Annotated in this window: 8 protein-coding genes; 7 read left to right on the top strand and 1 reads right to left on the bottom strand. The window is 71.8% G+C overall.

Annotated elements, in window-relative coordinates:
- The first annotated feature begins 167 nt into the window (after positions 1–167).
- The 5 genes from AB0D31_RS21850 (at position 168) to ftsH (ending at position 8,221) form a co-directional block, all read left to right on the top strand.
- On the top strand, positions 168–1,508 hold the full coding sequence (locus AB0D31_RS21850; protein ID WP_362725571.1) for an ammonium transporter: 1,341 nt from the start codon (positions 168–170) through the stop codon (positions 1,506–1,508).
- Positions 1,505–1,843 (top strand): P-II family nitrogen regulator, encoded by a 339-nt coding sequence (locus AB0D31_RS21845; protein ID WP_267056647.1) that lies wholly within the window; start codon positions 1,505–1,507, stop codon positions 1,841–1,843. The genes AB0D31_RS21850 and AB0D31_RS21845 overlap by 4 nt, the downstream gene beginning before the upstream one ends.
- Before the next feature lie 51 nt (positions 1,844–1,894).
- Positions 1,895–4,414 (top strand): [protein-PII] uridylyltransferase, encoded by a 2,520-nt coding sequence (locus AB0D31_RS21840; RefSeq protein WP_362725568.1) that lies wholly within the window; start codon positions 1,895–1,897, stop codon positions 4,412–4,414.
- Between the two features lie 136 nt (positions 4,415–4,550).
- A complete protein-coding gene (ffh, locus tag AB0D31_RS21835; RefSeq protein WP_362725565.1) occupies positions 4,551–6,092 on the top strand; it encodes a signal recognition particle protein in 1,542 nt (513 codons plus the stop codon).
- 197 nt (positions 6,093–6,289) lie between these two features.
- Positions 6,290–8,221, top strand: coding sequence for an ATP-dependent zinc metalloprotease FtsH (gene ftsH, locus AB0D31_RS21830; protein WP_362725562.1), 1,932 nt, complete (start codon positions 6,290–6,292; stop codon positions 8,219–8,221).
- A gap of 181 nt (positions 8,222–8,402) precedes the next feature.
- Here ftsH and AB0D31_RS21825 read toward each other — a convergent pair whose 3' ends face one another.
- Positions 8,403–9,266 (bottom strand): SAM-dependent methyltransferase, encoded by an 864-nt coding sequence (locus AB0D31_RS21825; RefSeq protein ID WP_362725560.1) that lies wholly within the window; start codon positions 9,264–9,266, stop codon positions 8,403–8,405.
- Positions 9,267–9,472: 206 nt separating this feature from the next.
- On the opposite strand from AB0D31_RS21825, the gene proS reads away from it, so the two are divergent.
- Entirely contained in the window at positions 9,473–10,885 is a 1,413-nt protein-coding gene (proS, locus tag AB0D31_RS21820; RefSeq protein ID WP_362725557.1) for a proline--tRNA ligase, read from the top strand.
- A gap of 393 nt (positions 10,886–11,278) precedes the next feature.
- The gene (locus AB0D31_RS21815; RefSeq protein WP_114040425.1) at positions 11,279–11,881 is read left to right on the top strand and encodes a hypothetical protein; all 603 of its coding nucleotides are present in this window, start codon (positions 11,279–11,281) and stop codon (positions 11,879–11,881) included.
- Positions 11,882–11,987 lie beyond the last annotated feature (106 nt).

Raw genomic sequence — 11,987 nt, 5'->3', positions numbered from 1 at the left:
AGTTCACGGGCGCGTAACACGCCCGCCTCCTTCGTCACTGCGGCGAAACATCGTGCGGCATAGACGGAAACCGCGCTGGGACAACCTCATGGCGCATAACCGGCCACCCGCCAGTTCCCGCCCGAGTAACGCCCCCGCACGGGCCTACCGACGACGAGGAGACGCCGATGCCCCCAGGCATCACGCTCGCAGCTGACGCCCCGCAGCTGTCCAGCGCCAACACCGGATTCATGCTGATCTGCTCAGCGCTGGTGATGATCATGACGCCCGGGCTCGCCTTCTTCTACGGAGGGATGGTCCGCGTCAAGAGCACCCTCAACATGCTCATGATGAGCTTCATCAGCCTCGGCATCGTCACGATCCTGTGGGTGCTCTACGGATTCAGCCTGGCCTTCGGCGAGAGCAACGGCTTCATCGGCTGGTCCAAGGCGTACTTCGGGCTCAGCGGCATCGGCCTGGTCCAGCTCTGGCCCGGATACACCATCCCGATCTACGTCTTCGCCGTCTTCCAGCTGATGTTCGCGGTCATCACACCCGCCCTCATCAGCGGGGCGCTCGCCGACCGTGTCAAGTTCAGCGCCTGGGCCCTGTTCACCGCCCTGTGGGTCACCGTCGTCTACTTCCCCGTCGCGCACTGGGTGTGGGCCTCGGACGGCTGGCTTTTCAAGAAGGGCGTCATCGACTTCGCCGGCGGTACCGCCGTGCACATCAACGCGGGTGCGGCCGCCCTCGGCGTGATCCTCGTCATCGGCAAGCGCGTCGGCTTCAAGAAGGACCCGATGCGGCCGCACAGCCTGCCGCTCGTCATGCTCGGCGCGGGCCTGCTGTGGTTCGGCTGGTTCGGCTTCAACGCGGGCTCCTGGCTCGGCAACGACGACGGCGTGGGCGCCGTGATGTTCGTCAACACCCAGGTCGCCACAGCCGCCGCCATGCTCGCCTGGCTGGTGTACGAGAAGCTCCGCCACGGCTCCTTCACCACGCTGGGAGCCGCGTCCGGCGCGGTCGCGGGCCTCGTCGCCATCACCCCCTCCGGCGGCTGCGTCAGCCCGCTCGGCGCCATCGCGATCGGCGTGATCGCCGGTGTCCTGTGCGCCATGGCGATCAACCTCAAGTACCGCTTCGGATTCGACGACTCGCTCGACGTCGTGGGCGTCCACATGGTCGGCGGCATCACCGGCTCCCTCCTCGTCGGCCTCTTCGCCACCGGCGGCGTACAGTCCACCGCCAAGGGCCTCTTCTACGGGGGCGGCCTCGACCAGCTCGGCAAGCAGGCGCTCGGCGTCGGCGCCGTCCTCGGCTACTCCCTGGTGGTCTCCGCGGTCCTCGCCTTCGCGCTCGACAAGACGATCGGCATGCGGGTCCCCGAGGACGACGAGATCTCCGGCATCGACCAGGTCGAACACGCCGAGACGGCCTACGACTTCAGCGGCGCGGGCGGCGGCACCGCACCCCGCAGGACCGTCGCGGCCCCGGGCGGCCTGGCAGCGAACAAGAAGGTGGACGCATGAAGCTCATCACCGCGGTCGTCAAGCCGCACCGGCTCGACGAGATCAAGCAGGCCCTCCAGGCCTTCGGGGTGCACGGTCTGACCGTGACCGAGGCCAGCGGATACGGACGGCAGCGCGGCCACACCGAGGTCTACCGCGGCGCCGAGTACACCGTCGACCTCGTACCCAAGATCCGCATCGAGGTCCTGGTCGAGGACGACGACGCCGAGGAACTCATCGAGGTCGTGGTCAAGGCGGCCCGCACCGGCAAGATCGGCGACGGGAAGGTGTGGAGCGTGCCCGTCGAGACGGCGGTACGGGTGCGCACCGGCGAACGCGGACCCGACGCGCTGTAGGCGGTGTCCGATGGGTCGGGGTCGGGGTCGGCACGGTCAAGGAGCTGCTGGGTGGCGAGCGTTGAAGTGAGTACCGAATCCCGTGACGAGGGCCCCGAGCCCGGCGGCTACGCGGCGGCCCGGCTGCGCCTTCTCACCGAGAAGGGGTCGTCCGGGCCGCCGCGCCGCACGGCCCTGGCCGAGCTGACCGACGCCTGGCTGGCCACGCTGTTCACCGCCGCCGCCCGCGAGGCCGGGGTGAGCGGCGCGTCCCTGGTCGCGGTCGGCGGCTACGGCCGGGGCGAACTCTCCCCGCGCAGCGACCTCGACCTGCTGCTCCTGCACGACGGCCGGGCCGACACCGACGCCGTCGCCCTGCTCGCCGACCGCTTCTGGTACCCGGTATGGGACCTCGGCCTCGACCTCGACCACTCGGTGCGCACCGCCGCCCAGGCCCGCAAGACCGCGGGCGACGACCTCAAGGTGCAGCTCGGCCTCCTCGACGCCCGCCATGTCGCCGGCGACCTCGCCCTCACCTCCGCGCTGCGCACCACCGTCCTCGCCGACTGGCGCAACACCGCCCCCGCTCGGCTGCCCGAACTCGACGAGCTGTGCCGTGAACGAGCCGAGCGCCATGGCGAGTTGCAGTACCTCCTGGAAGGCGACCTCAAGGAGTCGAGGGGCGGACTGCGCGACGCCACAGCGCTGCGCGCCGTCGCCGCGTCCTGGCTCGCGGACGCCCCGAGGGAGGGCCTCGCCGAGGCACGCCGCCGCCTCCTGGACGTACGCGACGCGCTGCACCTGTGCACCGGACGCGCCACCGACCGCCTCGCGCTCCAGGAACAGGACGCCGTCGCGGCCGAACTGGACCTCCTCGACGCCGATGTGATGCTCCGTCAGGTTTCGGCGTCGGCCCGCGTCATCTCCTACGCCGGCGACGTCACCTGGCGCGAGGTCGGCCGGGTGCTGCGCGCCCGCTCCGCCCGGCCGCGCCTGCGCCGGCTCTTCGGCGGTGGCCACACCGGCGCCCCCGTACGCACCCCGCTCGCCGAAGGCGTCGTCGAGCAGGACGGCGAGGTCGTGCTCGCGCTGACCGCACGCCCCGAGAAGGACCCCGTCCTGCCGCTGCGCGCCGCCGCCGCGGCCGCCCGGTCCGGCCTGCCCATCTCGTTGCACGCCGTACGCCGCCTCGCGACCACCGCCCGCCCCCTGCCGACGCCCTGGCCCGCCGAGGCCCGCGATCAGCTCGTCACCCTGCTCGGCGCGGGCGCCGCCACCGTCCCGGTCTGGGAAGCCCTCGAAGCGGAAGGACTCATCACCGGGCTGCTGCCCGACTGGGAACGCGTCCGCAGCCGGCCCCAGCGCAACGCCGTGCACACCTGGACCGTCGACCGCCACCTCGTCGAGACCGCGGTGCGCGCCTCCCACCTCACCCGCCGGGTGCACCGCCCCGACCTGCTCCTGATCGCCGCCCTCCTGCACGACATCGGCAAGGGCTGGCCCGGCGACCACTCCGTGGCCGGCGAGACCATCGCCCGCGACATGGTTGCCCGGATCGGCTTCACCGCCGCCGACGTGGCCGTCGTCGCCACCCTCGTCCGTCATCACCTGCTGCTCATCGAGACCGCGACCCGGCGCGACCTCGACGACCCGGCGACCGTGGGCGCGGTCGCCGACGCCGTCGGCTCGACCGGCACCCTCGAACTGCTGCACGCCCTCACCGAGGCCGACGCGCTGGCCACCGGCCCCGCCGCCTGGTCGTCCTGGCGCGGCGCGCTCGTCGCCGATCTGGTCGGGCGGGCCGCGGCGGTCCTCGCGGGTGAGCCCGCCGACCCCGAGCCCGCCGCGATCACCGCCGAACAGGAACGCCTCGCCGTGGAGGCCCACCGCACCTGCGGCCCTGTCCTCGCGCTGCGCGCCCGTGCCGACGCAGCGCAGGCCAACGGAGCGCAGGCCGACGGAGCGCAGGGCGACGGATCGCAGGCCGACGGAGAGCGGGAGGAGGAACCCCTCGGTGCGGAACTCCTGGTCGCCGTCCCCGACCGGCCGGGCATCCTGCCCGTGACGGCCGGGGTCCTCGCGCTGCACCGCCTGACCGTCCGCACCGCGGAACTGCGCGCCGTCGAACTCCCCGATCCGGTCGGCGGCCCGGTGCTGCTCCTCCAGTGGCGGGTGGCCGCCGAGTACGGCGCGCTGCCGCAGGCGGCCCGGCTCCGCGCCGACCTGGTGCGGGCGCTCGACGGCTCCCTCGACATCGAGGCCCGCCTGGCCGAACGCGCGGCCGCCTACCCCCGGCGCCACGGCGGCCAGGCGCCACCGCCCCGGGTGACGGTCGCCCCCTCGGCCTCCCGGCACGCCACCGTCATCGAGGTACGAGCCCAGGACGTCCCCGGCCTTCTGCACCGCATCGGCCACGCCCTGGAGACGGCCGGCGTGCGGGTGCGCTCCGCCCATGTGTCGACGCTGGGCTCCAACGCCGTGGACGCCTTCTATGTGACGGACGGAGACGGAGTGCCGCTCGCGCCGCAAGAGGCGGCGAAAGTGGCCAAGGAGCTGGAGGCGGCGCTCAGCGACGCGGCCGGGCCGGTCTGAGCGACGTACCGGAGCCGGTCCTGCGGGACACCCCGCGGGGATGCGCTCAGCAGGCACCCCCGCGCGCCGCCCTCCCCCGGGATACCCTGGGGTTCGTTCACCCGACCGCCCCACGAGCCGAGGACCCGCAACCACCGTGTTCGATACCCTTTCCGACCGCCTGAGTGCGACGTTCAAGAACCTCCGGGGCAAAGGACGCTTGAGCGAGGCGGACATCGACGCCACGGCGCGCGAGATCCGCATCGCGCTCCTGGAAGCCGATGTCGCGCTGCCCGTCGTTCGCGCCTTCATCAAGCAGGTCAAGGAGCGCGCGTCCGGCCTCGTCACCTCCCAGGCCCTCAACCCGGCCCAGCAGGTCATCAAGATCGTCAACGAGGAGCTCGTCGGCATCCTCGGTGGCGAGACCCGGCGCCTCAGGTTCGCCAAGACCGCGCCTACCGTGATCATGCTCGCGGGTCTCCAGGGTGCCGGTAAGACCACCCTCGCCGGAAAGCTCGGCAAGTGGCTCAAGGAGCAGGGTCACTCCCCGCTCCTGGTCGCCTGTGACCTCCAGCGCCCCAACGCCGTCAACCAGCTGAGCGTCGTCGCCGAGCGCGCCGGCGTCGCGGTCTACGCGCCGGAGCCGGGCAACGGCGTCGGCGACCCGGTCAAGGTCGCGCAGGACTCCATCGAGTTCGCCCGCTCCAAGCAGTACGACGTGGTCGTGGTCGACACCGCGGGCCGCCTCGGCATCGACCAGGAGCTGATGCAGCAGGCCGCGGACATCCGCGACGCCGTCAGCCCCGACGAAGTCCTCTTCGTCGTCGACGCGATGATCGGCCAGGACGCGGTCAACACCGCGGAAGCCTTCCGGGACGGCGTCGGCTTCGACGGCGTGGTCCTCTCCAAGCTCGACGGCGACGCCCGCGGCGGCGCGGCGCTCTCCATCGCGCACGTCACGGGCAAGCAGATCATGTTCGCCTCCAATGGCGAGAAGCTCGAGGACTTCGACGCGTTCCACCCGGACCGCATGGCGTCCCGCATCCTCGACATGGGTGACCTGCTCACCCTGATCGAGCAGGCGGAGAAGACGTTCAGCCAGGCCGAGGCCGAGAAGATGGCCTCCAAGCTGGCGTCGAGCAAGGGCAAGGACTTCACGCTCGACGACTTCCTGGCCCAGATGGAGCAGGTCCGCAAGATGGGCTCCATCTCCAAGCTGCTCGGCATGCTGCCCGGCATGGGGCAGATCAAGGACCAGATCAACAACATCGACGAGCGCGATGTGGACCGCACCGCGGCCATCATCAAGTCGATGACCCCGGGCGAGCGCCACGACCCGACCATCATCAACGGCTCGCGTCGCGCCCGTATCGCCAAGGGCTCCGGCGTCGAGGTCAGCGCCGTCAAGAACCTGGTCGAGCGGTTCTTCGACGCCCGCAAGATGATGTCCCGGATGGCCCAGGGCGGCGGCATGCCGGGCATGCCGGGGATGCCGGGCATGGGCGGCGGTCCCGGCCGGCAGAAGAAGCAGATCAAGCAGAGCAAGGGCAAGCGCAAGAGTGGCAACCCGATGAAGCGCAAGGCCGAGGAGGCCGCGGCCGCCGAGCGCAAGGCGCAGGGCGGCGCGCTCGGTCTGCCCTCCGCGGAGGAGCAGAAGAACTTCGAGCTGCCCGACGAGTTCAAGAAGTTCATGGGCTGACAGCCCTGGGGCGAAAGCCCGCGGTCGACGAACGAGGGGCGCCTCCCGGCAGGTCCGGGCGGCGCCCCTCGCGCGTGCCCGCCCGCCCGGGGCGGCGCGCCGAGTGGTCACCGGGCCCGCACCCCGTCAGGACCGCCCGGAATGCCCTATCTGCGCGGGTCTCCAATAATGGCGCGTACCGGCCATGAGGAGAGCACGTGCCCACTTCCGTACCCCCGCGCGACCGCCCCGACCAGCCGTGGCGCTCGGAAGGTGCGCCGCCGCCGCCCGCGCCGAAGAAGAAGATGCCCGGCGGCTGGGGCCGGCTGATCCTCACCGCCCTGATCGTCTACCTCATCACCAACCTGATCCTGTCGTTCTTCAACGACGGCGACGAGACGACCGTCTCGTACACCGAATTCAGCAAACAGGTCGCGGCCGGCAACGTTTCGAAGATCTACGCCAAGGGCGACGCCATCCAGGGCAAGCTCAAGAAGAAGGAGCCCGTCCCCTCCGGCGAAGGCAGCGGCGACTACACGGAATTCACCACCCAGCGCCCCACCTTCGCCGACGACGACCTGTGGGCCCAGCTCACCAAGCAGAACGTCACCGTCACCGCCGAGCCGGTCGTCGAGCACCGCAGTTTCCTCGCCAACCTGCTCATCTCGCTCGCCCCGATGCTGCTGCTCGTCGTCCTGTGGCTGTTCATCGCCCGGCGCATGAGGGCGGGGCTCGGCGGTGGCGCCGGCGGGATGCTCGGCCGCAAGGCCCCGCCCAAACCCGTGGAGATGGCCGGCGGCAAGCGCACCACCTTCGAGGACGTGGCCGGTATCGACGAGGTCGAGGGCGAACTCAACGACGTCGTCGACTTCCTCAAGAACCCCGGCGCCTACCGGGAGATGGGCGCCAAGATGCCCGGCGGTGTCCTGCTCGCGGGCCCGCCCGGCACCGGCAAGACCCTCCTCGCGCGGGCCGTCGCGGGCGAGGCCGGGGTGCCGTTCTTCTCCGCGTCGGCCTCCGAGTTCATCGAGATGATCGTGGGCGTCGGTGCCTCGCGGGTACGCGAACTCTTCGCCGAGGCCCGCAAGGTCGCCCCCGCGATCGTCTTCATCGACGAGATCGACACCATCGGCCGGGCCCGCGGCGGGGGCTCCGGCATGGGCGGCCACGACGAGCGCGAACAGACCCTCAACCAGATCCTCACCGAAATGGACGGCTTCTCCGGCTCCGAAGGCGTCATCGTGCTCGCCGCCACCAACCGCTCCGACGTCCTGGACCCGGCGCTCACCCGGCCCGGCCGCTTCGACCGCGTCGTCCACGTCAGCCCGCCCGACCGCGACGGCCGCACCGCCATCCTGAGGATCCACACCCGGGAGATCCCGATGGCCGACGACGTCGACCTGGAGCAGGTCGCCCGCACCACCCCGGGCATGACCGGCGCCGACCTCGCCAACCTCGCCAACGAGGCGGCGCTGCTCGCCGTCAAACGCCAACAGCGTCAGGTCGGGCAGGCCGACCTCTCCGACGCCCTGGAAAAGGTCCAACTCGGCGCCGAGCGGCCCCTGGTGATGCCCTACGAGGAGCGCCGCCGCACCGCCTATCACGAGAGCGGCCACGCGCTGCTCGGCATGCTCCAGCCCGGCGCCGACCCGGTCCGCAAGGTCACCATCGTGCCGCGCGGCCGGGCGCTCGGCGTCACCCTGTCCACGCCGGACGCCGACAAGTACGCGTACACCGAGGAGTATCTGCGCGGCCGGATCATCGGCGCGCTCGGCGGCATGGCCGCCGAGCGGATCGTCTTCGACGTCATCACCACCGGCGCCGAGAACGACCTCGAACAGGTCACCAACCTGGTCCGCGGCATGGTCGCCCGCTGGGGCATGAGCGACCGCATCGGCCCGCTCGCCGCGCTGCCGAGCGACGCCCAGCAGGCGTACGGGCTCTCCGCGGCGCCCGGCACCCTGGACGCCATCGCCGCCGAGATGCGCCGCATCGTCGACGAGTGCTACGAGCAGGCGTGCCGGCTCCTGCGCGACAACCGCGACAAGCTGGACGCCCTCGCCGAGGCACTGCTCGCCAACGAGACCCTGGAGGAAGCGGCCGCCTACCGGGCCGCCGGCATCCCCCGCCTGGCGAAGGCGGGGGCGTAGCGAGACCGGAGCGGCCCGGGGGAGGGGTGGCTCGATCCCGGGAGGGCGCCTCGACTGCCCTTCGCCGCCCCGATACCGCAAGGCACCCCAACTGTCCTCGGTGGGCCCAATCCCACCGAGGTGTCTCAACTGCCCGCCCCCAGGCGGCCGTTACGGACATCCAGCGGTCGCCTGCAAACATTCAGGGTGTGCGGGCGATCAGATAGCGAAAGACATTGGGCATCCACACCGTGCCGTCGCGCCGGACGTGCCCGTGGAGCGCCTCGACGAGCTCCTTCTCCACCTGGGCCTGGTCGGTGGCGCGGGCCGCCGCGTCGAAGGCACCCGTCGCGAGCAGCCCCCGTATCGCGCTGTCCAGATCCGCGTACCCGAAGGGGCACGCCACCCGGCCCGAACCGTCCGGCCTGAGCCCGGCCCGTGCCGCCACGTCCTCCAGGTCGTCGCGCAGGCTCGGCCGCCAGCGCGGGGCCTCGTTCAGCCGGGCGGTCAGCCGCGTCGCCACCCGCAGCACCGCCGATGTCGCACACCGCTCCGGAGGACCCCAGCCGACGAGCACCACCGGGGTGCCGCGCTCCGCGAGCCCCACGGCCGACGTCAGCGTGGGCACCAGACCCTCGGTGTCACCGGCCGCACAGCCGATGGGCTCGAACGCGGTGATCACGTTGTACGGAGCGTGACCGGGCCCCGCGGCGTCGGCGGGCCCGCCCGACACCAGACGGGCCGCGCCCGTCGCCGGGGCGCCGTCCCGGCCGGGCTGCGGCGTCAGCCGCTCACGCGCCAGCGCGAGCCGCGCGGCACGCTCGGGACGGTCCACACCGGTCACCGCGGCACCCCGCGAGGCGGCGATGAGCAGGGCGAGCCCGGAGCCGCAGCCCAGCCCGAGCAGCCTGCTGGACGGGCCGACGTCGAGCCGCTGGTACGCCGCTTCGACAAGAGGGACCAGCATCCGTTCCTGGATCTCCGCCCAGTCCCGCGCGCGCTCGGACGAGCCCGCCACGGGGGCGGCGGTCGTGCGGGACTGATGCCGGACGAGCGTTGGTGTCATGGAAAGCGCCCCAATCCGCCGAGAGGTCAGTTGTGCCCTGAAGAACAGCCCCCCGTGAATGTCCGTACGCACTTCCCCCGTATGCCAGGGAACTCCGCATCCCGCCCCGCGTCCAGAGGGCGGAGGCATCCGGCACGCACAGCACGGGGCAGGAGGGGCCGGAAGGCGATGTACGTTCCGCCACCCTGCGCCGTACCATGCGCGCCATGGCCAAGGCACCCGTTCTCACGCCCCAGGCGGAAGACTTCCCGCGCTGGTACCAGGATCTGATCAACAAGGCCGAGCTCGCGGAGAACGGTCCCGTGCGCGGCACCATGGTGATCCGACCGTACGGCTACGGCCTGTGGGAGCGGATGCAGCACGAGATGGACGCGCGCATCAAGGAAGCAGGCGCCCAGAACGCCTACTTCCCCCTGTTCATCCCACAGTCTTACCTGACTCGCGAGGCTGAGCACGTCGAGGGCTTCGCGCCCGAGCTCGCGGTGGTCACGCACGGTGGCGGCAAGGAGCTCGAAGAGCCCGTCGTGGTGCGGCCCACCTCCGAGACGATCGTCAACGCCTCCTTCTCGAAGTGGGTCCAGAGCTACCGCGACCTGCCGCTGCTCATCAACCAGTGGGCCAACGTGGTCCGTTGGGAGATGCGGCCGCGCGTCTTCCTCCGAACGAGCGAATTTTTGTGGCAGGAAGGGCACACCGCCCACGCCGCCTATGAGGACGCCCGCGACTACGCGGCCCGCATCCACCGCGACGTCTACGCCGACTTCATGATCAACGTCCTCGGTATCGATGTCGTCCTCGGCCGCAAGACCGCCAGGGAGCGCTTCGCGGGGGCCGTCAACACCCTCACCCTGGAAGGGATGATGGGCGACGGCAAGGCGCTCCAGATGGGCACGAGCCACGAACTGGGCACCAACTTCGCCAAGGCGTTCGACACCCGGTACCTCTCCAAGGAGGGCACGCGGGAGCTCGTCTGGCAGACCTCCTGGGGTGTCTCCACGCGCATGGTCGGCGGCCTGATCATGTCGCACGGCGACGACGACGGACTGCGGGTGCCGCCCCGCCTCGCCGCCGTCCAGGTCGTCGTCGTGGCGATCAAGGGCGACGAGGCCGTCGCCAAGGTCCGCGAGGTCGGCGACCGCCTCAGAGCGGCCGGCCTGCGCGTCCAGGTCGACGACCGCATCGACACCCCCTTCGGCCGCCGCGCCGTGGACTGGGAGCTCAAGGGCGTCCCCGTACGCGTCGAGATCGGGCCACGCGACCTGGAGGCCGGCACCGCGATGCTGGCCCGCCGCATCCCCGGCGGCAAGGAACCCGTCTCCCTCGACGCCCTGGCCGGGCTGCTGCCCGCCGTCCTCGAAGAGGACCAGGCGCTGCTCCTGAAGCAGTCCCGCGAGCGCCGGGAGTCCCGTACGAGCGATGTCGCCACCGTCGGTGCGGCGGCCGAGGCCGCGATCGCGGGCGGCTGGGCGCGCATCCCCTGGGCGGACCTCGGGCCCGAGGGCGAGGCCGAGCTCGCCGAACAGGCCGTGTCCGTGCGGTGCCTGGTCGCCGAGGACGGGTCGGTGCCCGACGCCGATGACGCACCCGGTACGGTCGCGATCGTGGCCCGCGCCTACTGAGGGCAGGACCGCGCCTGCCAAGGGAGGGGGCCCGCCCCCCTGTCGCGGGAGGGGTCGTGCCCGCCGAGGGAGGGCTCGCGCCTGCCGAGGAGGACCGGGCCCGCCGTGGCGTGCCGGGCCCGGCACGCCACGGGTGGCGCACAGGCCACCCCGAGTCGGCTGAAACCCCTCTTGCGTCCGCGTCGGCAACGGCCGCTTCCGCGTGCGTACTTCTTCTACCCGCCGGGGCGTACCCGCCGCTACGTCATACCTTGGTGTGAGCTGTGAGCCTTCTCCGCAGATCAGCGCACCCGCCCTCGTCCGCACGCATCAATGCCAACTGACGGGTACGAGCAAATTATTTGGGATGCCCCGGAATAGGAACACAGCGGCCCTGCGGCTCGTTGTCACGACGTGAGCACGACACCACCTGTTCTCGCCGCAGAGCTGGCACAGGCGTGGGCCGACATTCAGCGGTACCACTCCGAGCTGCCGGACCTAGCCGCGCCCGAGTCCCTGATCGGAGAGTCGTCGTCCGCCTGCGGCGCCGAGCTCTCCTTCGAGCGACTGCTCCATGAGGCAGTCCACGGCATTGCCGCCGCCCGCGGTGTCCGCGACACCTCCCGCGCCGGCCGCTACCACAACCGGAGGTTCCTGGCGATCGCCGAGGAGCTCGGCCTCGACCACCCCGAGGAACCGCACCCCAGCAGCGGCTTCTCCCTGGTCACGCTGAACGCCGAGGCCAGGCGCCGCTACCGCCCCACCATCGAACGACTGCAACGCGCGCTGAAGGCGCACACCGTCGCCACCGCCGCCGACACCAAGCGCTCCTTCCGCGGACCTGCCGCCCGGCACGGCTCCTCCGGAGGAGGCGTGCGGGTCAAGGCGGTCTGCGACTGCGGGCGCAACGTGCGCGTGGTCCCCTCCGTCCTGGCCCAGGCCCCCATCGTCTGCGGCGGCTGCGGCAAGCCGTTCCGCATTCCGGAAGGGGCCGAAGTGGTCGCCGCGGTCGGCTGACCGACCCCGGGCCAGGCCGCCGGCAGGGGCGGCGAGGTCCGGGGGAGCGGGCCACCGGAGGTCCCTACGGACCCCCGGCGTGCGCACTCCAGGCGTGTGGCACAAT

Origin of the sequence: Streptomyces sp. NPDC048361 (genome assembly GCF_040651795.1) — a bacterium.
Taxonomy (GTDB): domain Bacteria; phylum Actinomycetota; class Actinomycetes; order Streptomycetales; family Streptomycetaceae; genus Streptomyces.
This window is presented reverse-complemented; position numbering and strand designations above follow the sequence as displayed.

Bases quoted from the DNA above. Each gene is read 5' to 3' on its own strand.
- proS (WP_362725557.1), top strand. From the start codon at position 9,473: ATGGCCAAGGCACCCGTTCTCACGCCCCAGGCGGAAGACTTCCCGCGC.
- AB0D31_RS21825 (WP_362725560.1), bottom strand. From the start codon at position 9,266: ATGACACCAACGCTCGTCCGGCATCAGTCCCGCACGACCGCCGCCCCC.
- AB0D31_RS21850 (WP_362725571.1), top strand. From the start codon at position 168: ATGCCCCCAGGCATCACGCTCGCAGCTGACGCCCCGCAGCTGTCCAGC.
- AB0D31_RS21845 (WP_267056647.1), top strand. From the start codon at position 1,505: ATGAAGCTCATCACCGCGGTCGTCAAGCCGCACCGGCTCGACGAGATC.